The sequence below is a fragment of the Pseudomonas viridiflava genome (assembly GCF_900602065.1).
Taxonomy (GTDB): Bacteria; Pseudomonadota; Gammaproteobacteria; order Pseudomonadales; family Pseudomonadaceae; genus Aquipseudomonas.
The window spans coordinates 19,425-40,970 of the sequence record NZ_UWFN01000116.1 but is presented as its reverse complement, the minus strand read 5'-3'; the positions used below and the strand labels follow the sequence as shown (position 1 = coordinate 40,970).

Annotated in this window: 17 protein-coding genes and 7 pseudogenes; 11 read left to right on the top strand and 13 right to left on the bottom strand. The window is 55.3% G+C overall.

Translation table 11 applies throughout. The annotated features are described in order from the left end of the window. Genes EE949_RS05420 through EE949_RS05400 form a run of 5 tightly spaced genes read left to right on the top strand, consistent with a single transcriptional unit; the run spans position 1 to position 4,866 of the window. Positions 1–1,047: an ABC transporter permease gene (locus EE949_RS05420; RefSeq protein WP_122663332.1), complete on the top strand. Its 1,047-nt coding sequence runs from the start codon at positions 1–3 to the stop codon at positions 1,045–1,047. A gap of 55 nt (positions 1,048–1,102) precedes the next feature. Beyond that, the gene (locus tag EE949_RS05415) at positions 1,103–2,353 is read left to right on the top strand and encodes a sugar ABC transporter substrate-binding protein (RefSeq protein ID WP_205504711.1); all 1,251 of its coding nucleotides are present in this window, start codon (positions 1,103–1,105) and stop codon (positions 2,351–2,353) included. 45 nt (positions 2,354–2,398) lie between these two features. Next, positions 2,399–2,977 (top strand): hypothetical protein, encoded by a 579-nt coding sequence (locus EE949_RS05410; RefSeq protein WP_164666704.1) that lies wholly within the window; start codon positions 2,399–2,401, stop codon positions 2,975–2,977. Between the two features lie 16 nt (positions 2,978–2,993). After that, on the top strand, positions 2,994–3,911 hold the full coding sequence (locus EE949_RS05405; protein ID WP_122663330.1) for an N-acyl homoserine lactonase family protein: 918 nt from the start codon (positions 2,994–2,996) through the stop codon (positions 3,909–3,911). Further along, positions 3,904–4,866 (top strand): 3-hydroxyacyl-CoA dehydrogenase, encoded by a 963-nt coding sequence (locus EE949_RS05400; protein WP_122663329.1) that lies wholly within the window; start codon positions 3,904–3,906, stop codon positions 4,864–4,866. Before EE949_RS05405 ends, EE949_RS05400 begins: the two co-directional genes overlap by 8 nt. A gap of 86 nt (positions 4,867–4,952) precedes the next feature. Here EE949_RS05400 and EE949_RS05395 read toward each other — a convergent pair whose 3' ends face one another. The 3 genes from EE949_RS05395 to hisD all read right to left on the bottom strand — a co-directional run bounded on the left by EE949_RS05395 (position 4,953) and on the right by hisD (position 8,715). Then, positions 4,953–5,735 carry an SDR family NAD(P)-dependent oxidoreductase gene (locus EE949_RS05395; RefSeq protein WP_205504712.1) on the bottom strand — a complete coding sequence of 261 codons (783 nt, stop codon included), beginning with the start codon at positions 5,733–5,735 and terminating at the stop codon, positions 4,953–4,955. A gap of 173 nt (positions 5,736–5,908) precedes the next feature. Beyond that, positions 5,909–7,300 carry a GntP family permease gene (locus tag EE949_RS05390; protein WP_122663328.1) on the bottom strand — a complete coding sequence of 464 codons (1,392 nt, stop codon included), beginning with the start codon at positions 7,298–7,300 and terminating at the stop codon, positions 5,909–5,911. 107 nt (positions 7,301–7,407) lie between these two features. Continuing rightward, positions 7,408–8,715 (bottom strand): histidinol dehydrogenase, encoded by a 1,308-nt coding sequence (gene hisD / locus EE949_RS05385; protein WP_122663327.1) that lies wholly within the window; start codon positions 8,713–8,715, stop codon positions 7,408–7,410. 133 nt (positions 8,716–8,848) lie between these two features. On the opposite strand from hisD, the gene EE949_RS05380 reads away from it, so the two are divergent. From EE949_RS05380 to EE949_RS05365, 4 genes are all read left to right on the top strand, one after another. Next, entirely contained in the window at positions 8,849–9,913 is a 1,065-nt protein-coding gene (locus tag EE949_RS05380) for a LacI family DNA-binding transcriptional regulator (RefSeq protein ID WP_122663326.1), read from the top strand. A gap of 187 nt (positions 9,914–10,100) precedes the next feature. Continuing rightward, a complete protein-coding gene (locus EE949_RS05375; RefSeq protein WP_122663325.1) occupies positions 10,101–11,222 on the top strand; it encodes a Re/Si-specific NAD(P)(+) transhydrogenase subunit alpha in 1,122 nt (373 codons plus the stop codon). 11 nt (positions 11,223–11,233) lie between these two features. After that, positions 11,234–11,560: an NAD(P) transhydrogenase subunit alpha gene (locus EE949_RS05370; RefSeq protein WP_122663324.1), complete on the top strand. Its 327-nt coding sequence runs from the start codon at positions 11,234–11,236 to the stop codon at positions 11,558–11,560. Then, the gene (locus EE949_RS05365; protein WP_122663323.1) at positions 11,557–13,005 is read left to right on the top strand and encodes an NAD(P)(+) transhydrogenase (Re/Si-specific) subunit beta; all 1,449 of its coding nucleotides are present in this window, start codon (positions 11,557–11,559) and stop codon (positions 13,003–13,005) included. Before EE949_RS05370 ends, EE949_RS05365 begins: the two co-directional genes overlap by 4 nt. A gap of 279 nt (positions 13,006–13,284) precedes the next feature. On the opposite strand, the gene EE949_RS05360 is transcribed toward EE949_RS05365, so the two are convergent. Together EE949_RS05360 and EE949_RS05355 are read right to left on the bottom strand one after the other, a co-directional pair. Next, complete coding sequence (locus EE949_RS05360; protein WP_430735886.1) at positions 13,285–14,181, bottom strand: DMT family transporter; 897 nt, start codon at positions 14,179–14,181, stop codon at positions 13,285–13,287. Positions 14,182–14,318: 137 nt separating this feature from the next. Then, positions 14,319–15,062, bottom strand: a complete 744-nt coding sequence (locus tag EE949_RS05355; RefSeq protein ID WP_162873812.1) for an AraC family transcriptional regulator — start codon at positions 15,060–15,062, stop codon at positions 14,319–14,321. A gap of 72 nt (positions 15,063–15,134) precedes the next feature. Between EE949_RS05355 and EE949_RS05350 the strand changes: the two are divergent. Next, positions 15,135–15,284 (top strand): annotated as a pseudogene (locus tag EE949_RS05350) (transposase domain-containing protein); the annotation flags it as partial. A 2-nt stretch (positions 15,285–15,286) separates the two neighbouring features. On the opposite strand, the pseudogene EE949_RS05345 reads toward EE949_RS05350, so the two are convergent. Beyond that, a pseudogene (locus tag EE949_RS05345) lies at positions 15,287–15,741 on the bottom strand (GNAT family N-acetyltransferase). 185 nt (positions 15,742–15,926) lie between these two features. On the opposite strand from EE949_RS05345, the pseudogene EE949_RS05340 reads away from it, so the two are divergent. Further along, a pseudogene (locus tag EE949_RS05340) lies at positions 15,927–16,285 on the top strand (site-specific integrase); the annotation flags it as partial. Between the two features lie 612 nt (positions 16,286–16,897). Here the strand turns inward: EE949_RS05340 and EE949_RS29395 are convergent. The 7 genes and pseudogenes from EE949_RS29395 to EE949_RS05325 all read right to left on the bottom strand — a co-directional run bounded on the left by EE949_RS29395 (position 16,898) and on the right by EE949_RS05325 (position 21,540). Further along, positions 16,898–17,038 (bottom strand): hypothetical protein, encoded by a 141-nt coding sequence (locus EE949_RS29395; RefSeq protein WP_162873813.1) that lies wholly within the window; start codon positions 17,036–17,038, stop codon positions 16,898–16,900. Positions 17,039–17,079: 41 nt separating this feature from the next. After that, a pseudogene (locus EE949_RS30160) lies at positions 17,080–17,766 on the bottom strand (methyl-accepting chemotaxis protein); the annotation flags it as partial. A gap of 168 nt (positions 17,767–17,934) precedes the next feature. Beyond that, positions 17,935–18,372: pseudogene (locus tag EE949_RS30155) on the bottom strand (HAMP domain-containing protein); the annotation flags it as partial. A gap of 589 nt (positions 18,373–18,961) precedes the next feature. Continuing rightward, complete coding sequence (locus tag EE949_RS30150) at positions 18,962–19,690, bottom strand: methyl-accepting chemotaxis protein (protein ID WP_431194214.1); 729 nt, start codon at positions 19,688–19,690, stop codon at positions 18,962–18,964. A gap of 135 nt (positions 19,691–19,825) precedes the next feature. Beyond that, positions 19,826–20,587, bottom strand: a pseudogene (locus tag EE949_RS30145) (MCP four helix bundle domain-containing protein); the annotation flags it as partial. Positions 20,588–20,811: 224 nt separating this feature from the next. Beyond that, positions 20,812–21,069, bottom strand: a pseudogene (locus tag EE949_RS29775) (methyl-accepting chemotaxis protein); the annotation flags it as partial. A gap of 33 nt (positions 21,070–21,102) precedes the next feature. Further along, positions 21,103–21,540, bottom strand: coding sequence for a hypothetical protein (locus tag EE949_RS05325; RefSeq protein ID WP_122663319.1), 438 nt, complete (start codon positions 21,538–21,540; stop codon positions 21,103–21,105). Positions 21,541–21,546 lie beyond the last annotated feature (6 nt).

The window sequence follows — 21,546 nt, the reverse complement described above, 5'->3', positions numbered from 1 at the left end:
ATGACTGGAATACAGATTAACTCGGCAAAACCCGTGCAGGCGCCTACCGTGAAGGAAGCTACTAAAGACAGCCGCACCTCGGCACGTCTTTCCCGCGAAACATTGAATACTGCAGGCGTGTTCATTCTTTGTGTACTGGCGCTCGTGGCTGCCAAATGGATCAATCCAAACGCTGGGGGCTACCAGCAGTTTGAAACGATTTTGATCCTCTGCTCGTTTCTGGTGGTTGTGTCGTTCGGCCAAGGCCTTGTGGTTCTGATCGGCGGCTTGGATCTTTCGATCCCGTCGGTTTTGACCATGGGCGCAATTCTGACCGCCGTATGGGTGGGCGCGGATGGAAGCCTGTGGAAAATCGTGGCCGTCCTTGGACTCTGTGCCGGAGTGGGCGCCTTAAATGGATTGGGTGTAGCGGTTTTTAAAGTGCCGGCCTTCATCATGACGCTGGCCATGGGCATTATCGTGTACAGCTTGTGCCTTGGCGCTACTGGCGGCTCACCTAATGGGGCCTCGCCCAAAGTCCTGAGCTGGATAATGAACGGACGCATCGCAGGCACTCCGGTGATCGTCATACTCACCCTGATCGGCGCGGTTATAGCATTCATCATCCAATCCCGTACACGCTTCGGTACCCGCCTATATGCGCTTGGCTCAAATGCCGTCGCGGCGAAATTCGCCGGCTTGCACACAACTCGCCTGACGGTGATGACCTATGGCCTCTGTGGGCTACTGGCCGGCATCGCCGGAATGCTGCTGGTTGGATACTCCAATGGCGCGACCTTGCGGATGGGGGAGCCATATCTGCTGCCGTCAGTCGCGGCGGTGGTGATCGGCGGCTCTGCCATCAACGGTGGCCGCGGCAGCTTCGTAGGAACTCTCGCAGGTGCCCTGCTCCTGACGATTCTCGACATGATCATTTCCAGCCTAGGTTTTTCCCAAGGCTGGAGAACTGTCATCTCCGGCGCAATCATCCTGTTCGCCATTTTACTCCAGCACGATGGAGCAATGGATTACCTACGTTCGCTGAAGGGTGTAAGACGTAAAACCTGAGCAATGTCCGTCAACGTTGAAATTCATAACCACTAGAACAACAAAAGGTATGAAAATGAAGAGCGCATTCGAAAAGCAGGCCTCTAAGCTCCGCCGCAAACTGAAGGTTTTATTCCTCGGGGTTATTGCCCCTATGCTGCTCAGTGGCATGGCGGCCGACATCAGCGCGGCTCCGAAAGACCATTACCTCATCTACCTTAGCTTGAGCTATAGCGGCAACGCATGGCAGTCCGAGGCGGCTAACCTAGTCAAGGCGTTAGCTAAAACGCCCCCCTACGACAAGTTGGTGGAGCTCCGGGAGGTTATTTCCGGCACAGATGTCCAAGCCCAGATATCCGCGTATGAAAGTATGGTCGCCGCCGGTGCTGATGGCATCGTGAGCTTCCCTGTTTCGCCGACCGCCCTCAACCGGACAATCAAGAAAGGTTGCGAAAAGGGCACTCTCTTCTACATGTACGACTCGACGGTCACGGAACCCTGTGCCTATAACGTCAGCTACATCACTGCGGGTTTTGGTGAAAACACGGCGCAGGCCCTAGTCAACGAACTTCACGGCAAAGGCAAGATTTTCCTGAGCCGGGGCGTGCCTGGTAACTCCGTCGACAAACGCCACTTTGATGGTGCCATGTCGGTATTCAAGAAGTATCCCGGCATACAGGTGGTAGCTGAATACTACGGTTACTGGGATGACCGCACTACCCAACAAGAGACGGCCAAGGCCCTTGCCGCCCACCCGGATGTCGAAGGCATTTGGGCTCAGGCAGGCGAGAACGGCGCCCTGAAAGCCTTGATTGCCGCGAACCACAAGTTGGTTCCTATCACGGGCGAAAACTCGAACGGCTTCCGCCTTGGGCTGGCCAATCCTGAGTATAAATCGCAAGGCCTGCGCGGCGTCTCCGCCGGTTCACCGCCCGCCGCAGCGGGCCTGGCATTCAAATTGATGATGGAGCAGCTCCAAGACAAGCGCGAAATGAAAACTCATAATATTGAGTATGCATTGCCCTGGGTACCTGCTGACAAAGTCACGGTGTGTGCCGGTGATAAGGTAACGCCCGAGTGCAACGTATTGCCCGAAGGTAAGGTTCCCGACTCCTTTGTAACAGAAGTCTTCGATCAAAACCTGCTTCCCGAAATATCGCTGCAATCCGCCACTGATGGTGTGCCAACGCCAGGCGCCACGATCCAGCCATTACCGGCGGATGCGGCACGACCTGCGGCGAACGAACCCGGGATCAACTGCAGTAAATGTGATGCGCCTGCCGATCTCTATCGCCTGACGAAAGTGAAAGCTTTCGACGCGCGATAATCTGGATGAAGCCTGGGCCCATGGGCTCAGGCTTGCACGGGAGCAATGAAAATGACCATCCAACTCACATCCACGCGTTTTGGAATTTCCGAGCAGGCTTACAAGAAGGTCGACCTCAATCACCTTGAAGAAGTGGGCGTTGGACAAAGAACGGACGACTGGGTTTTCTACGCGGCACGCATTCGACCTTACTACGATCAAATCAATGGTGTCATCGGTCAGCTGGCAGGGCTGCTCATCCTTGGCCAGGCAAAAAGCTGTTTCGAGGCCTACTACAACCTGTCTTCCACACCACTGGATCAGATTGAAGAGTGTCGCGAAGGCTTGCTCAAAATACGACCACCCGCGATAGCCACTGCTCACTATGCGCATTTGACCAAGGCTGCATCGGCAATCGATGAAATCGCCCGGAGCCTGCGCCGCTCGGTCAACAATCCGGACCAGCTCAGGATCGCCATTCCGAGCATGGTTTTGTCCCTTGAAGCTGTGTGCTCAATGTTGCGATGCGCTGCGGACCCCATGGTGCGCCTGCAGACTATCGACTTTGCGGACGGTTGCGCATGCTGCTCACGGTTGGACGAAGCCGATGCCCCGCAAATCCATCTATCTTCACAAAATATATAAAAACAAGAGGTGACCTATGTCCAACAATGCTTACTCCATCTGGGTATTGGAATACAGCTACGTAGAAGATTATGCCGCAAGCGGGATCGTGTACGGCGCGCATAATCAGGGGACTCGAAAGCTTCCATATTGCTACGTGGTCATCAAAGGTCATGGAAGGACGATCATGATCGACGTTGGCTACAACAGCAAAGACTACGGGGCCTACCTAGAACAAAAATTTGGCGTCCTGAACTGGCACTCACCGGCAGTGGTGCTTCCGCAGTGCGGTGTCACCCCGGAGGAAGTAGATACTGTCATCCTCACCCACGCTCACTTCGATCACTTGGGCAACACCGATGCATTCCCCAATGCCACGTTCTACATTCAGGAGAAAGAGCTCGCCAAATGGGTTTGGGTGATGTCCCTGCCCCCCCGCCAGCAACATTGGATGATGGTTGCCACCGACCCTTCGGATGTCCTGCGCGCCGTGACCCTGGCGAAGGACGGTCGCCTGAGATGCATCGACGGCCCGATGGCCGACTTCTTGCCCGGTATCGACCTGCATGTCGCGTACGACAGCCATACCTATGCCTCGATGTGGGTGCATGTGCGCAACGACTTGGCCCCTCAGTCCCAAGACTCATGGGTCTTAGCGGGGGACCTGGTCTATAGCTATGACAACTTTTTATCCGGCTCGGACGTCGTCGATGGCCAGTTGCGGGGAGAGTTGGCGATCACGCCCGTAGGGCTCGCGGTGGGCAGTCAGAACAACTTGGTCATGGCCACCGAAGAAATGCTCAAGTCCGTCGACTACGAACCCAAACGCCTTATTCCGATTCACGAGGAGCGTCTCAAAGACGTGTTCCCCTCGCGGATAACTTCCCAAGGCCTTCGTTTGACAGAAATTTGCCTTGGCCAAAACCAACTATCGAAGGTAACTAACAATGCGTGAACTTGAAACCCTAACTAGAGGCCGGCACGTCGCGATCGTAGGTGCCGGTCTCGTAGGTGCGGGGTGGGCGTTGGTGTTCGCCAGAGCAGGACTCCAGGTCAGAATCTATGACGCCAACCCCGCTATTTCACAAGCCGCGGTACCGCTGATCGCGAAGCAAATTGGCGACCTAACCGAATTCGGGCTGCTCGCCGACTCGGCCGAACAAATCCTCGCACGGCTGACCGTCTGCGACACGCTGGCCGAAGCGGTAGAAGGCGCTGTCTATGTCCAAGAATCCATTCTGGAGCGCACGGATGTCAAGCGGACCCTCATGGTTGCTCTGGAGGAGATTGCCTCCTCTGACCTGATCATCGGCAGCTCCACTTCGGGCATCCCCGCCTCTGCATTTGCGTCAGGGCTGAATATCTCATCTAGGGTCATCATCGCGCACCCGGTGAACCCGCCTTATCTGGTCCCGGTGGTTGAAATCGTGCCCTCCCCGCAGACCGCTCAAGAGGTCGTCAATTTCACTGCTGCGCTGATGGAAGCTGTTGGCCAGAGCGTCGTCCATGTGCACAAGGAAGTTGAAGGGTTCGTGTTGAATCGCCTTCAAGCCGTGCTGCTGCGCGAGGCCTGGGCCTTGGTGGAAGAAGGCGTGGCATCCTGTGAAGACATCGATAAAACCATACGTGACGGCCTGGGCTGGCGCTGGTCGTTCATGGGGCCGTTTGAGACCATCGACCTGAACGCGGTGGGCGGAGTTGCCGACTACGCCCAACGCCTCGGCCCACTCTACCGTAGCATTGCGGACTCGCGCTGCCATAGCCAGGAGTGGAGCCCAAAACTGGTCAAGGAAGTTGAAGGCCAACGGCGTCAGTACCTGAGCCAAGGTGACTTGGAGTCGCGTCGCGCGTGGCGCGATCGGGCCTTGATGGCGTTCAGCGCCCAACGTCGGAAATTGGGACTGCGTTAACGAAAAATGCCAGGGCCCAGGAGGCCCTGGCATTGTCGAGCGCACAGAGAAAGGTGCGGCACCAGCCCGTTCCGGGGCCGGCTACATTACTGCGCAGTCCAGCCGCCATCGACCTTCAAGGATGTGCCAGTGACCATCCTTGCCGAGGGGCCGGCCAGGTAGAGGGCAGCCCCGATGACGTCCTCCATCCTGGCCATATGTCCTACGGGGATCTTGGAGACCAGGAAGGCCTCTTTCTCGGGCGTGTCCACGATCTTGCGGATCATCGGGGTGTCGACGAAGGTAGGGCACAAGGTGTTCACTCGAATGCCACGCGCAGCGAACTCCACGGCCATCGCTTTGGTCAACCCTTCTATCGCGTGTTTCGTCATGCAATAGACAGTTCTATTCGGCGAACCTACGTGCCCCATCTGGGAAGAAACGTTGATGATCACGCCAGCGTCCTTGTCGGTATTGGCCAGCATCTTTTCGACCGCCGCCTGAGCGGTGACGAAGCAGGCCCTGACATTGAGGTTCAACATCGTATCAAGGTGTTCGTCCGTCACTTCCAGCATAGGCTCCGGGTAATTGGTACCCGCGTTATTGACCAGAATATCGAGCACGGGAATCGCATGTATGGCTGCTCGGATCGCAGCACTGTCAGTGACATCACATGCCACCGTCGTGACTTTACCGCCTCGAGCACGAATGATATTGGCAACGGCATCCAGGTTACTCTGGGTCCGGGCCAGCAGCACGACCTCTGCCCCGGCCGCACTGTAAGCCAGCGCCACGCCGGCGCCTATGCCACCGCCAGCACCGGTAATAAGGGCCACCTTTGCGTCCAGCCGAAAGGACGGCATTTCCCAGTTCTCGAACTCACTACTCATTATTGCTCTCCTGAATACCCTCTTGGGAGTCGTACGCCTGAATGCAGAAACGGACAGCACCGAATGGTTCTTGAAGACATCATTCATGGTCATCGCGCATCCCTTTCATACATTCAGCGTCTGCTCCGTGGAGAGGGCCTTGTCTGGCTGGGCCAGGTTGGCGAAGCGTGGTTTTATACGATGCCGAAGGTATAAAACATAAATATCGCAAAGAACGAGCTCAACACCTTGAACACCGTAATCCCGAAGATGAACTTATAGGCCTCACGGTGCGTCAACCCTGTCACCGCAAGCAGCGTGATGACCGCTCCGTTATGTGGAAGTGTGTCCATCCCGCCTGCTGCGGTCGATGCCACCCTATGTAACACCTCCAAGGGGATATGCGCCGCACTGGCTGCAGTCACAAAGGTGTCTGCCATTGCACCCAGTGCGATGCTCAAGCCTCCTGATGCGGAGCCGGTGATACCGGCTAGCAGATTGATAGTGACCGCTTGATTCAACAACGGGTTGGGGATGGATTTCAGCGAGCTGGCCACCGCCAGAAAACCAGGAAGAATGGCGATGACTGCACCAAAGCCATATTCCGACGCTGTATTGAGTGTCGCCAGCATCGCACCGCCGACGGCCACGCGGCTGCCCTCCGCGAGTTTGGCGACCACGGTTTTGAAGGCGAACAGCAGAACGATCAAGATGCCGACTATCAGCGCCGCTTCCACCGCCCAGATCGCGATCATCTTGGACACTTGCGTCTGGATGGGCGCCTTCAATCCCGGAAGAGTAATGTCATAAATGGCCCCATACCAGTGTGGAATCCAATATGTGAAAGCCAGGTTCATGACTCCGACCAACACCAGCGGCAGCACCGCAATGAGCGGGTGAGGCAGCGCTATATCCCCTGGCGTTTCGGGCTCGTTGCGCAGCACAGTGCCATAACCCTCCCCTGTCCTGCGGGCTTTGCGGCGGTGGAAATCAAGGTAGATGAACCCACAGCCGACGACGAAGATGGAGGTAGCCAGCCCCAGCCAGGGCGCCGCCCAAGATGTGGTGCCGAAAAAGGTGGTGGGGATGATGTTGAGAATCTGCGGGGAGCCCGGCATTGCATCCATCGTGAACGTGAAAGCGCCCAATGCGATCGTAGCTGGCATGAGCCGTTTGGGAATATCACTCTGCTTGAACATCTCGGCAGCGAACGGATAGACAGCAAAAACGACGACGAAGAGCGATACCCCGCCGTAGGTCAAGAGTCCGCAAACCAGAACAATCACGGGAATGGCTTTTTCCTTGCCGAGCACATTGATGAAGGCAGCGACAATCGACCGGGAAAAACCCGACATCTCGATCAGCTTTCCGAAGATGGCCCCGAGCAGGAACACTGGGAAGTAGAGCTTGACGAAACCGACCATCTTATCCATGAAGATGTCGGTGAACACGGGGGCCACGGCGCTAGGTTCTGTAAGGAACACCGCGAACATCGCCGCGATGGGAGCAAAAATAATCACGCTGTAGCCGCGATAGGCGACAAACATAAGGCCGCACAACGCAAGCAATGCAATCAAAACACTCATATCTGGACTCACAAAGCCGTACCGCGCTGACGCTCGCTCAAGCGTTGGCGCGGCTCATTTATTTTTATTATTGGGCTACTTATATGTAGCCCCCGCTTTGCTACGATTTACTCAGCGATACCCGCGTACGGGACTTCTTTGTGGCCATATCGGCGTACGCGTATGTTGGCCTGCTCTCCGTGCCCCGCAAAACCTTCCAGCGCACACAGACGCGAGCAGTAAGAGCCGACCAATGCCGAAGCTTCGTCGGTCAATACTTTTTGGTAGGTACAGGTCTTGAGGAACTTGCCTACCCACAACCCGCCTGTATAGCGGGCGGCTTTCTTGGTTGGCAAGGTATGGTTGGTGCCAATGGCCTTATCACCGAACGCGACGTTGGTGCGTGGCCCAAGGAACAGCGCGCCATAGTTACGCATATTTTTCAGAAACCAATCGGGGTCTTTAGTCATTACCTGAACGTGTTCGAACGCCAAATCGTTGGCGATCTGCAGCATCTCCTCGTCACTGTCGGCGACGATGACTTCACCGAAGGTCGCCCACGACTTGCTCGCGATCTCGGCAGTCGGAAGAATCTTCAGCAGGCGTTCGATCTGGTCCAACGTATCGCGGGCTAGGGATAGCGAGGTGGTCAGCAAGATCGCGGGGGAATCGGGGCCATGCTCAGCCTGGCCGAGCAGGTCAGTCGCACAGATTTCACCATCTACGGTGTCATCCGCAATAACTAGCGTTTCGGTTGGGCCGGCAAAAAGGTCGATGCCTACGCGACCGAACAGTTGGCGCTTGGCCTCGGCGACAAAGGCGTTGCCTGGGCCAACCAGTATGTCGACAGGCGCGATGCTCTGGGTACCGATAGCCATTGCGCCGATCGCCTGGATGCCACCTAGGCAATAGATTTCATCAGCCCCGGCCATATGCTGCGCGGCAACGATGGCATGGGCGGGCTTGCCCTGGAACGGAGGAGCGCAGGTGATGATCCGAGGGACACCGGCGACCTTGGCGGTAATGACGGACATATGGGCAGAGGCCAGTAGCGGATACTTGCCGCCAGGTACATAGCAACCCGCCGCATTCATCGGCAGATTCTTGTGGCCCAGGATCACGCCAGGAAGGGTCTCGACTTCAATGTCCTGGATACTGTTGCGCTGGTGTTGGGCAAAATTGCGAACTTGAGTCTGGGCGAACTCGATATCGGCGATGTCACGCTTGGTGAGCTGTGAATAACAGGCATCAATCTCCGCGGCAGTCAGACGGTAGCTATCGCGTTCCATCTTGTCGAACTTCACGGCGAGATCACGGATCGCGGCGTCACCACGGGCCTCGATATCCGCAAGGATAGTCTCAACGGTGTCGCGCACCTGACGGTCCGCAGATTTTACGACTTCCGCTTCAGCGCCTTTTTTCAGCCACTTAGCCATTTGCATTCTCCAGGATTGTTTTTTTCGGATGAGTGCATACGTATGCATGATCATCATAGAGGACTCTTTGGTGGTTTGGAAAGGGGTTGATGGGTAGGATTGCTTTTTTCTTCTCGTGCAGGATCTCTTACCCATGGCTGAATCTGTTCGTCGCCCTGTCACGGCCCACGATGTAGCAAGGCTGGCCGGCGTTTCTCAGTCGGCCGTATCGCGCACCTATACCAAAGGGGCAAGTGTTGCCCCCCAGACGCGAGAAAAAGTCGAGGCTGCAGCGGCAGCGCTTGGATATCGGCCCAATTTTGTTGCTCGGTCGCTGATCACACGCCGGTCGAATCTCATCGGCGTGGTAGTACCGAGCATGGCCAACCCTTTCTACTCGCAGGTGCTGGAGGCACTGTCAAAAGGCTTCGAGGCAGCGGGTTACCGTGTCCTGCTGTTTTCGACGGTGAACAACCAAAATTCCGACCCCATCCTAGAAGAGGTCATGCGTCATCGGGTAGAGGCGGTCATCCTGGTGTCGGCAAGCCTGTCCTCGCACTTCGCCGAGGAGTGCAAAACTACGGGCCTGCCAGTCGTTCTACTCAATCGCAAAAACGACAATGAAACGGTTTCAAGCGTTACCAGCGACAATGTCCAAGGAGGGACAGTCATCGCGGATTATCTGGTGGCCACAGGACACCGATCCATGGGGTTCATCGCCGGAGCCGAAAGCTCATCCACTAGCAGGGACCGTGAGAAGAGCTTCACTCGCCGGCTGGAAAGTCTTGGCTACCCTGCCCCGCAGCGTGAAGTCGGCAATTACAGTTTTGAGGAGGCGATGGCTTCCATGCGACGTCTGATGTCGAGTGAACATCGCCCGGACGGTATTTTTTGCGCTAACGACTTAATGGCAATCGCCGCTCTCAATGTGGCTACCCGGGAGTTCGGACTTACGCCAGGGACAAATATTTCCATCGTAGGCTTCGACAACATCGCCATGGCCGAGTGGCCTCTTGTCGGGTTGACTACCTATCTGCAGCCAATAGATCAACTGGCGCAACGCACGATCGACATTATCAGTGCTCAGCTCCATGACTCAGCAACGCCATCAATTCAGGAAATACTTCCTGGGGGGTTGATCATTCGAGATAGCTCCAAGCGCCCTCAGAGTGGGCTAGTACTCAGGGACGGTTTTACCATATGGCAGCCCGCCCTCTGACATCTGCTCGATGAAATCAAGCGGGCCGGCGGCCCGCTTTTTTGTGCTCGTTGATAAACGATCCGGCCAAGACAAGAAAAACAGTTGTCGTAATGCATACGTATGCATTACGCTTCAAATGCCCTTTCCAGCCAGCGCTGGTTGCGCAGATGCATCACACACAAAAACAATATTCCGGAGGTGGAAAGTGCACATAGGCGTTCCTCTCGAAACGCATCCTCAAGAAACACGGGTTTCAGCGACTCCTGAAACAGTCAGGAAATTGATCGCTCAAGGGCATCAGGTTGTGGTGCAAGCAGGTGCCGGCCTGCTTTCCAGCATTACTGACGATGGCTACCAGGCAGCAGGCGCATCCATTGGCACTGCTGACGACGCATTCGGTGCTCAAGTGATATTGAAGGTAGTTGCGCCTAACGAAACTGAACTGAGTTTGGTGAAAGCCGGCACCGTGCTGATTGGGATGCTGAATCCGTTTGATCTCATGTCAATTACCCGAATGGCCGCGCGCGGCATTACCGCCTTCGCCCTTGAAGCCGCCCCGCGCACCTCCCGCGCGCAAAGCCTCGACGTGTTATCATCGCAAGCCAACATCGCCGGCTATAAAGCCGTGCTGCTCGCAGCCCATCACTACCCGCGCTTCATGCCGATGCTCATGACCGCCGCGGGTACCGTTAAGGCTGCCCGGGTGCTGATCCTCGGCGCAGGTGTTGCTGGCTTGCAGGCCATCGCCACGGCCAAGCGCCTGGGCGCGGTGATCGAGGCCTCGGACGTGCGCCCGGCGGTGAAGGAACAGATCGAATCCCTGGGTGCGAAGTTTCTCGACGTGCCGTTCGATACCGACGAGGAGCGCGAGTGCGCCTTGGGTGTCGGCGGTTACGCACGCCCCATGCCGCCCAGCTGGATGCAGCGCCAAGCGCAGGTGGTGCACGAGCGCGCCAAGAAGTCGGACATCGTCATCACCACCGCGCTGATTCCAGGGCGCAAGGCACCCATCTTGCTGAGCGCCGAGACCGTCGCCCAGATGAAGCCCGGTTCGGTGGTCATCGACCTCGCGGCCCTGCAGGGCGGCAACTGCCCGCTGACCGTGGCTGACCAGGTGCTGGTGCATAACGGCGTGACCATCGTCGGGCCGACCAACCTCCCTGCCCAGGTCGGCGCCGATGCCTCGGCCCTATACGCCCGCAACCTGCTGGACTTCACCAAGCTGCTGTTCGACAAGGAAGGTACGCTTACCATCAACCTCGAAGACGACATCGTCGCCGCGTGCCTAATGTGCCGCGACGGTTCGGTCATCCGCAAGAACGGCTGAGTATAAAAACAATGGAAAACATGCTGATTTCTCACGGTGCCTACAACCTAATCATCTTCGTTTTGGCGATCTATGTCGGCTACCACGTGGTCTGGAACGTCACCCCCGCGCTGCATACGCCGCTGATGGCGGTGACCAACGCGATTTCCGCCATCGTCATCGTCGGCGCCATGCTCGCCGCCGCCCTGACGATAACCCCACTGGGCAAAACCATGGGCACCCTAGCTGTGACATTGGCCGCGGTCAATGTGTTCGGTGGCTTCCTAGTCACCCGCCGCATGCTGGAAATGTTCAAGAAAAAAGCTCCAAAAGCGAGGGATGAGGCTGCCAAACCATGAGCATGAACCTAGTCACCCTCCTTTATCTAATCGCCTCCATCTGCTTTATCCAAGCGCTCAAAGGCTTGTCGCACCCAACCACTTCGCGGCGCGGCAACCTGTTCGGCATGCTGGGCATGGCGCTGGCGGTGCTGACGACCGTCAGCTTGATCTACAAGCTTGGCGCGCTCTCCATTGTTGAAGGCGTAGCCATCACCGGCATTGGCTACGTAATCGTAGGCCTGCTCGTCGGCGGCACCGTGGGCTCGATCATGGCCAAGCGCATCGAAATGACAAAGATGCCCGAACTGGTGGCATTCATGCACAGCATGATCGGCCTAGCAGCGGTGTTCATCGCCATTGCCGCCGTGGTCGAACCGCAATCGCTGGGCATCGTCGCACATCTGGGCGACGCGATTCCTTCGGGCAATCGCCTGGAGCTGTTCCTAGGTGCAGCCATCGGCGCCATCACCTTCTCCGGTTCGGTGATCGCCTTCGGCAAGCTGTCGGGCAGGTACAAATTCCGTCTGTTCCAGGGCGCTCCGGTGCAGTTCGCCGGCCAGCACAAGCTGAACCTGATGATCGGCCTGGGCGCGCTGTTCTTCGGCCTGACCTTCATGTTCACCGGAAGTTACCTGGCCTTCGCCATCATGCTGGCCCTGGCGTTCGCGCTGGGCGTGCTGCTGATCATCCCGATCGGTGGTGCCGACATGCCAGTGGTGGTATCGATGCTCAATAGCTACTCGGGTTGGGCGGCCGCCGGTATCGGCTTCTCGCTGAACAACTCGATGCTGATCATCGCAGGCTCCCTGGTGGGCTCGAGCGGCGCGATCCTGTCGTACATCATGTGCAAGGCCATGAACCGCTCGTTCTTCAACGTGATTGGCGGCGGTTTCGGCGCAAAGGCCGACACAGGCCCGGCAGGCGCCAAGGAAGCCCGTCCGGTGAAATCCGGTTCGGCTGACGATGCGACCTTCCTGCTGACTAACGCCGACACCGTGATCGTCGTCCCGGGTTACGGCCTGGCCGTGGCTCGTGCCCAGCACGCGCTGAAGGAACTGACCGAGAAACTGACCCATGCGGGTGTGACCGTGAAGTATGCGATCCACCCAGTAGCCGGCCGTATGCCTGGCCACATGAACGTGCTTTTGGCGGAAGCCGAAGTGCCATACGACCAGGTATTCGAGATGGACGACATCAACTCCGAGTTCGGCCAGGCCGACGTGGTACTGGTGCTGGGCGCCAACGACGTGGTCAACCCGGCCGCGAAGAGCGACCCCAAGTCACCAATCGCCGGCATGCCGATCCTAGAAGCCTTCAAGGCCAAGACCATCATCGTCAACAAACGCTCCATGGCCAGCGGCTATGCCGGCCTAGACAACGAACTGTTCTACCTGGACAAGACTATGATGGTGTTCGGTGACGCCAAGAAGGTCATCGAAGACATGGTCAAAGCGGTGGAGTAAAAGGTCTCGTGTAGATAGTCCGACATGAACACAGCGCTCTCCAGGCCTTCTGCGCTATTCCAGTTGCTGTTTCCCCATACCCCTATGCCTTGGGTGGCTTCATGGGTACACACTCTGATAGCATTTTGCAGACTGAATGGGGTGCTGCTGTTGAGGTGTTGCTCCTCACCGCCAGGATGAAACTGCCAGTGCGGCGCACTAACCGCTAGAACTCTCAGCATTTTTGATTTCCTTATCTAAAAAATGTGGCTGTCCCCCTGCTCGCTAGTCATAACTGCATTAGCGAGCGCCGAAAGTGGCCACAAGGGTGCCCGCAACTATTAGCCCGGCCGCGGCGATGATTCTCAGGTCTAACGTCAGTACACCGGCAATTACCAAGAGCAACGTCGAGATCAACGGCGCTAAGTACGAGATCGCTCCAAGAAATCCCGCATCACCGCTTTTTGTGGCGAAATCCCAGGCAAAGAAAGCCAAGCCGACCGGGCCCAGCCCTAGCATCAAAATCGCCAGGGCGGCTTGTGCATCGGGTATAACCGTCTGTTCCAGCAGCATGTGGCAGACGAGCCCTCCTAGAGACACCAGCCCACAAATACCGCCAATCACACCTACCGGTGCGCCTTCATAACGCTTGTTGAAAACTGAATAACTTGACCAAACTAGCGCGCAGCAAAACGCCGCAGCGTAGCCAAGCAACGTCTGAGGAGTGAGAGCAATGCTCTCAGGTTGGATTATCAAAGCAGTCCCGACTAAACCTAGGCTGGCTCCTAACAGGAACATCCTGTTGAACCGAACTTTAGCCTTCGCGGTGCTGAATAGCACGATCAGTAGTGGCCACAGATACGCGATCATGCTGGCCTGAGCTGGAGGCGCGGCTTTAAGGGCAAAAAAGTAGAATGCGTGGTAGAAAAAGATGCCAGCGAAGCCAGACAACCAAACCTGCGGCGGCTGTCGCCACGCTCTGAAACCGCCGCGCCAGCCTGAAAGAGCTGTCAGAAATGCTAAGGTAAATGGAATAGAGAAAGATAAAAACAACAGTTCAAACGGAGGCACGCCTTGCGTCCGCGCAGTCAACAACGCCAGTGCAGCCCACATCACGATAGCTAATAGCCCGCAAGCGTTTGCTGTCTTTCGCAAGCCGGTGTTTTTGGTGGGGGTAGCATGCAGCATTTCGGACATTGGAGTGCTCGTACTTTCGGTTGACTACCGAAACGTACGCTTTCCCGTCCTTACAGGGCTTGCGTGATTCTGCTTTTTTTTTGTCGCCGACTGCATACCGGTTGTAGACCCGAAGTAAACATTGCCCTGCGAGTCGGTCAGATGCTCGCACGCCGGAGCTTCGCCGGCGTAACGCCGCGGGTACGTTTCATTGCATGAGTGAGCGCGCTTTGATCGGAAAAACCACTTGCGTGCGCGATATCGCTAATCGGCATGTATCCACTCGAGAGCAGTCTGCTAGCCCTTTCAATGCGCAGCTCGAGCAGGTAAGCGTGGGGCGTCGCCTGCATCAACTGATTGAACAGGTAATTGAGTTTTCTTTCACTGACTCCAGCAGCCTTGGCCACATTCTGGCAGGTGATAGGTTGGTCTAAGTTGGCACGCATAAACGCCGTGGCTTTCAATAACGGTGCTGATTTCGTAATGCACGTCGCTTGTATGTCTGAAGCGATAGAGCTCAAGGCTAGCCTCAGCCAAGCATCAGTGTTGTACGCTCGCTGCTCCTGAATGGCATCCTTGAGGTAGGCGACAAGATGGTTAAAAGACGAGGGCACCGTGAAAAATTGCTCCTCCGCCATACGAGACGTCCAAAAATCGATTCCGTCCCCCCATATGAAATCGGCGGATATATCGGCCACGACGTACTGACTACCTGGAGATGCGCTGAACTCATGACTGGACGCGGCGGGTATCACCACACCCCTGGCATTCGTTAAGTACCCCCCAGAACCATTGACCTCTACTTCCATCGTGCCTGAGGTGGGAATGACCAACTGATGAAAGTCGTGCACATGCAGGCTGGTGCCCTCAGCATATGACTTGAGTGAAACAATTGGGTCCAAAGGCTCTCCTTGGCTATTTCCCGCTAAACCTACCAATCCAATACAACTATAAGTGAATCTAGCCCTTAAAGCAGAGCAGACACAATCATAACTTTGATCCAGTCGGCGCGGCTGAATGGTCATGACCCATACGTCTACTTAAAGGATGTGCTCACGCGGCTGCCGACGCAGCGGGCGAGTGAAATCACTGAATTGCTGCCGCATAAGTGGGTGAAAGGCTAGGACTAATCCTCAAGCCGTTTTTCCATAACGATGGTGCGCTCAGCCCCATAAAACTCGTCGCGAATTTTCTGATAACCCAGCGCAGCGTAAAAATTCTCCGCTGTAATCGACGACGGCACCCGCAAAGCTCCAACACCAGTACTGGCAGCAGTAGCATGAATGACATTCATCAGCTGCCGACCGATACCGCTACCTTGGTACAAAGATCAACGAGAACGGTTCTAACAACATCACGGTCGAGACTTGCAGTGCAGCTAATATTTTCGCCTAGCTAGGCTACGAAAATCTTGCGCTTATCGAGCCGTGCGCTGACGGCTCCAGGATCAAAGCTCCATTCCACCTGAGCGATAACGTCAGGTGAGTAATCCTGTGAGTTTGACTCACGCAGAGCAGCAGTCACTACACGGTTAATCGCTGCTGTATCTCCGCCTTTTGCGAGGCGAACCTGACATTCCATGTTGGGAACCTCAATCTTTATTGATCACAGCCCAGCTCATCGCAACGTGCCTTACCCGGACGCTTACTTGCCAGCAGCGGCGTAACGGCTTAGAACGCCAGTACAATTCCTCTTCGAAAGCACTCCGACAAATGTCAGCGAGTTCGGGGGCATATATGTGTCTGTGTCGGGGGCGCTTACATTAAGGCCTATCTCCCCTACCCGGCTTCAGGGAAACCACGCCCTTAATTGCCACCCAGCGCGAACGCGCCGGTCTGTCAGATCGACATGTCAGGTGGCTGCTGAAGAGGTATTTGACCGTGCTTTAGAGCGTATGCAGGCTGAGAATTGGGCTGACGAGGATGTCAGTCGGCTGCGCACGGCTTCACTCCACTGGTTGCGTCAAGCTTCAGCAACTTTCGATGCTCCGTATCGAGATATGAAGGACCTGCAGGTTGATCTTCGGCATAACAGCCTAAGCATTACGCAAAATGTGTACTACAACTCCGAAGATGAAAAAAGAGCTCACTCAATCAAGCGTCTGCCGATGAAGGAACGCAGTTGATCAAACCCGGGCGGTAGGTTCCCTAAAGCGTTCCGCGTGCGACGTCTAATGTAGTGATTGAACCATCCGACCAAGTCATCTACCCATTCCGCAAAGCCAAGGCATGGTGTGCACTTAAATTTAAGTGTCACCCGTTCTAGCCTTCTGTGCGAATTTGCACACTTTTCGTAAACGTCCGGCCAGCCCCTCTCCTGATCGCCCTCCAAATTAGCCAATACGCGGACACCATCTGCCTTATTGGCCGGGTTCGAAGTGTATGCTCTCCGGCCCCTTGCATTACTCCCGTCATTTTTTAATGAAAAATCCACACGATCTTTAGGACGTTTCCTGCATCAATCACTTTTCACCCTTGGTAGGTTCTTGGATTGCGGTAGGGATGGCAGTTACCTGCCTGTTCCGCTGACCGAAAATAACCTTATAAACGCTTTCCTTTTGGCGAAAACTGCCCCAAGTTTTCAGCTGCTGCCAGTCAGCTTTCGAGCAGGAGGATACGGTTATGAAATTTGGAATCCACAATCCGCCCAAGATCAAATTGCGATCGACGGGCTAGGTCAGTTTTCAATCAGCCACAACAGGCAACGATCTCTCCGTGAAGGTAGGCAGGACATCAACTCATCCGTGCAAGTCACCAACAGCACGGTGGAAGGCGGCATATTCAACAGGAGCGACGTCACCCAACTGGGTTCCCGCCTGAGCACCGGAGCGCAGCTTAACCGGCACACCGTCACTCGGTTGTTTGGTAGTCACGTACATATGCCCGCCGCCTTGACCATACCAATAGAGTTGCTCGCGCCTTACACCTTGAATCGTCTAACTAGGCTTTGCAGTTCTCCCCCGAGTTGAGCCATCTCAACACTGGAGGCCGCGATCTCGGCGCTGGCTGTCGCCGACTGATCGGCGGTTTCACGAACACTCAAAACGCTACGGTTTATCTCTTCTGCCACAGCGGTCTGCTCTTCCGCAGCAGTTGCAATCAACATGCTCATTTGCTGGATGTCTGATACCTGTTGCGTGATGGTTGCCAAGGCGTGCCCGGTATTGCGCACTCCGGTGACGGTCGATTGAGTCTGTTGCACACTCGCTTGCATCATTCGCGAGCTTTCTTGGACGATACTCTGCAAGCCTTCAATCAGATTTTCGATTTCTTCCGATGACTGTTGAGTACGCTGCGCCAGGCTGCGCACTTCGTCGGCGACCACAGCAAAACCCCGACCGGCCTCACCGGCGCGGGCTGCTTCAATGGCTGCGTTGAGCGCCAGCAGATTAGTTTGCCCTGCGACTGTTTTGATAACATCGAGCACGCCGCCGATACGCTCGCTTTCCTGATGAAGGCGGGTCATCGACTCGGCTGACATGCCTACATCGCGGGCCAGTGTTTCTATCTGGGCCACTGCTTGCTGCGATACTTCCAATGCATTGCTGGCCTCGTGGTCGGCTTTTTTTGCCGCACCCGCTGCATCTTCTGAGTTGCGAGCCACCTCCGTCACGGTGGCCGTCATTTCACTCATTGCAGATGCTACGAGGTCGGTTTCGCTTTTCTGGCTGTCGATACCGGCCTGCGTCTGTGTCGTGATAGTCGCCAACTGGCTTGAGGATGCGGCAAGCTGATGCGAGCTGCTGCCGATCTGCGAGATAACGTCGCGCAGGCGTTGAGTCATGTTGTTGATCGAACGCAGAAGCTGGCCCAATTCGTCGGCGCGATCGCTTTGCAGTTCCACGGTCAGATCGCCGTTGGCAATAAGTTCCGAAGCCTGCAAAGCCTGTTGCAACGGGATCACGATTTGGCGGCCGATAATCCAGGAAATCAGCCCCCCCAGTGCCAAGGCAAATAATGTGACGCCCCCAAGAATCGCGATAACGAGATCCACACTCGTCTTGGCGCGAATCTCTTCGGCGGCATACAACTCATTGATTTCATTTTGCAGGGAGGACTGAGATTCATTCAGTTTGAGCACGGATTGCGTGACATCTGCCCTCGCCTGTTCCTGATTGCGTGTACCGATGTAGGTTCGCAGTTTTTCGTCCAAGCGTTTTATTGGATCCCTATCCTCCAGCGGCCAACCACCAGAGCGAATATCATCCAACATGCCGGAGAGTATCTGTTGCATGGTTTTAAGGTTGGCATCGTGCTTGGCAAGCTGCTCTGAGTCCGCCGTCAAGGCATAGACGAAATTGGCGTCGCGCGCGAAGACAGTTTGATCGAACAGACTGCCAAGTTTATTGATCCGCTTCAAGGATTGCCCATCGGCACGTAGTCCATAGAAGCCGGTCAAGGCGAGTAATATGGCCAAAGCCATTAACAATCCGAATCCCAATCCCAGTTTTCTGGTGACCGTCAGATGTTTGAGTGCAAATCCGTGCGACATAGACGACAACCTCGATATTCCAGTTTGTTAAGGGCGTGCTAACGCCTAGTTGGGGATACTTGCTAGGCGAGGAGAATTGAGACGTTCGAAAACACACCTTCATTTGAAAGTAACCCGGACGCATTTATCGCCCTTGATGGCAGCAGCCAGCACGCCCGTGGGCGCGCTGGCCGATTCTCCTAGCTATTCTAGCCCTTCCGGCATCAACCGAACCTCGCGGTCTTGAAGGTGCAGCGGCTTACCGTATGAAACTCAGGCGATGGGAACACTGCAGCGTGGCTGTCGATCAAGCAGTCTCGCTTAATCCTAACTACACCACAAAATGCTGTGTTTGTTTATGCAGCCGGTTCGCCATTTGTGCCAGCTCGCGGCTGGCGGCGAGACTCTGCTGAGCGCCGCTGACTACCTCACCGATGCTGTTGTTGAGCTGAGTGACGTTCTGACTAATCTCGTTGGCGACTGAGGTCTGCTCCTCTGTTGCGGTCGATATCTGCTCGTTGCCAGAGGCAATTTCTTTAACAGCGCTAGTGATAGAAAACAGAGCTTGACCCGCATCGCTGGCCCGCTGAACACAATTCTTAACGTGCTCCCGTGACTCCTGCATTACCGCAACCGCCGCACTAGCGCTGCTTTGAAGTGCCTGAATCATGCTCCTTATCGTCTCTGTCGCAGTATGGGTATTACTTGCCAAGCCACGGACCTCGTCGGCAACAACCGCAAAGCCGCGTCCCGCTTCGCCGGCTCTGGCAGCTTCAATCGCAGCATTTAGGGCCAGCAGATTAGTCTGTGCCGCAATGCTCTGAATCACCCCTAGCACTTTGCTAATTTCACCGCTTTGGGTGTGCAGGCTGTCGATCACATCAGCAGCCTGAGTCACAGAGGCTGATACTTCCTGCACAGACTCAACGCTCGTCTGTACCAGCAGACCACCTTCCTGAGCTTGCCGGTCCGCATTAGCTGCACTGCTTGCGGTAGAAAGCGCATTGCTTGCCACCTCCTGAACCGCCAAGCTCATCTCATGCACAGCGGCGGCGACCATGTGAGTTTGGTCTCCTTGACGCGTTGCTGCTTGGCTGACCTGGTCACTGATCGCGTTCATCTCCTCGGAGGAACTGGACAGCTGTGTCGCCGTCGCGGACAGATCAAGAATCAGGGCCTGTTGATGTTGAATCAAGGAATTGAAAGCCCTGGCGGTATCCGCTACTTCATCCCGACCGACCTCATTGGCACGCAGGGTGAGATTCGAGGTTTGCTGGACCGTTGTGATGACACCACGCAGCCCCGAAAGAGGACGGAGGATGGAGACGCTGATTAGCACAGCTGCGAGCAGCAGGCCCACTAGCGATGCTGCGCCGATTACTAAAAACGTTTTCACCAATTTCTGGTATTGTAAATCAGACGCTACATAGAGCGCCTCGCCCTCACTCAGCTGTAGATCAATCAACTTGGAAAGCTTGGCCCCCAGTGGGTCGAAGGTGTCATAAAGAGTTTTATTAAAACGCTGAGCGTCCATCGTCCGTAAGCTACCGTCGTTTACGGCTCGGATGAACGTCTGGGAGACTTGGTTTACGCTTTGCAGCGTGCCGTCCACCTCGCCGGCCAAGGTTCTCTCTTCATCTGTCAGTTGGGTGTCCCGGTACTCCTTCCAAGCCTCGTTTCCCCACCGCGTCGCGGACTCGAATTCTTGGTTCAGGCGCGCCTCATTGATCAAACTGGCACGGTATTTGTGAAGTGTATCGACCATGGTGACTGCATAGCTGTCCGACACGATCTTCAACTGGCTAATAGGCTTCATCCTGTCGAAGAAAAGGCGTTCAACACTATTATTTATACGTTGTGCGTTGATCGAAGCGATGAGGATGACCGTCATCAGCACCAGAAGCGGCGCTATCACGAGAAGGGCTAAACGGATGCGAATGGTTAGGTTAGTAAACATGTTCTAATCTCGAGAAGAGCAATGGCTTGCTGAAGCATCCGCTCAGTGCTGGTAGCCATAGTCTATAGGTAGAAGTTCTACGTTTTCTCACGTAGGAGCTTTATAGAGCTTCCTTGCACTGGATGGCGCACGTCCTACTTTTCGCTAGCGGCGTCGGCATGCATCATGCCCGCCTCGGGTTGTGACTAGTCGCCAGGGCACTGAAGCCTTATTTACTGGTCAGTTCAAAGCAATTTAAACCGGCCCACGACCCCGCTTAATTTCTCAGCCAACAGCGATAACTCGAGGCCCGATTTACTTGTTTGCGCCGCCCCCTCTGAGGATGGGATCGCTAGATCTCGAATATTTACGAGATTGCGATCAACTTCCCGCGCTACATGCGCTTGCTCTTGCGAAGCGCTTGCTATGACTTGGTTTAGTCCGTTGATCTCATCTACAGCTGTGTTGATTTTGTTCAGCGCTTCGTTTGCGCCTTCAGCTAGTCGATGGGCGGGCGCCCTAGTTTTTTTTGGAATTTATGCCTGAAACAAACCGTAAAACTTTGAGTATTGAATACTTGCCAGATGAAGTTTTTGGCACGCAGCGTCGATATCTTTAACCATTTTAATCAGTTCTACCCGATGAGCTCTCCAAACGTTAGATTGACCGATAAGCGCTGTCAACTCCATTCTCGCCTTATCAAGGTGTACGCCACACTTTCCAAGCACATCAATTAATGGCTTTTCCTGCTCCCAGATCAGTGTTTTAAGCGAGGAGTACTCGGCCTCGTAAAAAAATCTAAACTTCTCACGCTCTAAAGTTGATAATTCACAGTAATATGCTGTCTTCAACACCCTACCTAGCGTATCAGTTCCATCCAGTAATCGACACGAACTATCAAAAATAGTATCGGCTTCGACGATAGACCTATCGATGGCAATCCTAAGTGTCGCCAACAGCTCTGAAATAACCATGACAGC

What these genes read in the sequence shown, in the direction of transcription:
- EE949_RS05405 (WP_122663330.1), top strand. Translation starts at nt 2,994, where the DNA reads ATGTCCAACAATGCTTACTCCATCTGGGTATTGGAATACAGCTACGTA.
- EE949_RS05390 (WP_122663328.1), bottom strand. Translation starts at nt 7,300, where the DNA reads ATGAGTGTTTTGATTGCATTGCTTGCGTTGTGCGGCCTTATGTTTGTC.
- EE949_RS05325 (WP_122663319.1), bottom strand. Translation starts at nt 21,540, where the DNA reads ATGGTTATTTCAGAGCTGTTGGCGACACTTAGGATTGCCATCGATAGG.
- EE949_RS05415 (WP_205504711.1), top strand. Translation starts at nt 1,103, where the DNA reads ATGAAGAGCGCATTCGAAAAGCAGGCCTCTAAGCTCCGCCGCAAACTG.
- hisD (WP_122663327.1), bottom strand. Translation starts at nt 8,715, where the DNA reads ATGGCTAAGTGGCTGAAAAAAGGCGCTGAAGCGGAAGTCGTAAAATCT.
- EE949_RS05395 (WP_205504712.1), bottom strand. Translation starts at nt 5,735, where the DNA reads ATGAGTAGTGAGTTCGAGAACTGGGAAATGCCGTCCTTTCGGCTGGAC.
- EE949_RS05380 (WP_122663326.1), top strand. Translation starts at nt 8,849, where the DNA reads ATGGCTGAATCTGTTCGTCGCCCTGTCACGGCCCACGATGTAGCAAGG.
- EE949_RS05420 (WP_122663332.1), top strand. Translation starts at nt 1, where the DNA reads ATGACTGGAATACAGATTAACTCGGCAAAACCCGTGCAGGCGCCTACC.
- EE949_RS05410 (WP_164666704.1), top strand. Translation starts at nt 2,399, where the DNA reads ATGAAAATGACCATCCAACTCACATCCACGCGTTTTGGAATTTCCGAG.
- EE949_RS05360 (WP_430735886.1), bottom strand. Translation starts at nt 14,181, where the DNA reads ATGTCCGAAATGCTGCATGCTACCCCCACCAAAAACACCGGCTTGCGA.
- EE949_RS05370 (WP_122663324.1), top strand. Translation starts at nt 11,234, where the DNA reads ATGGAAAACATGCTGATTTCTCACGGTGCCTACAACCTAATCATCTTC.
- EE949_RS29395 (WP_162873813.1), bottom strand. Translation starts at nt 17,038, where the DNA reads ATGTACGTGACTACCAAACAACCGAGTGACGGTGTGCCGGTTAAGCTG.
- EE949_RS05400 (WP_122663329.1), top strand. Translation starts at nt 3,904, where the DNA reads ATGCGTGAACTTGAAACCCTAACTAGAGGCCGGCACGTCGCGATCGTA.
- EE949_RS05365 (WP_122663323.1), top strand. Translation starts at nt 11,557, where the DNA reads ATGAGCATGAACCTAGTCACCCTCCTTTATCTAATCGCCTCCATCTGC.
- EE949_RS30150 (WP_431194214.1), bottom strand. Translation starts at nt 19,690, where the DNA reads ATGGTCGCCGCCGCTGTGCATGAGATGAGCTTGGCGGTTCAGGAGGTG.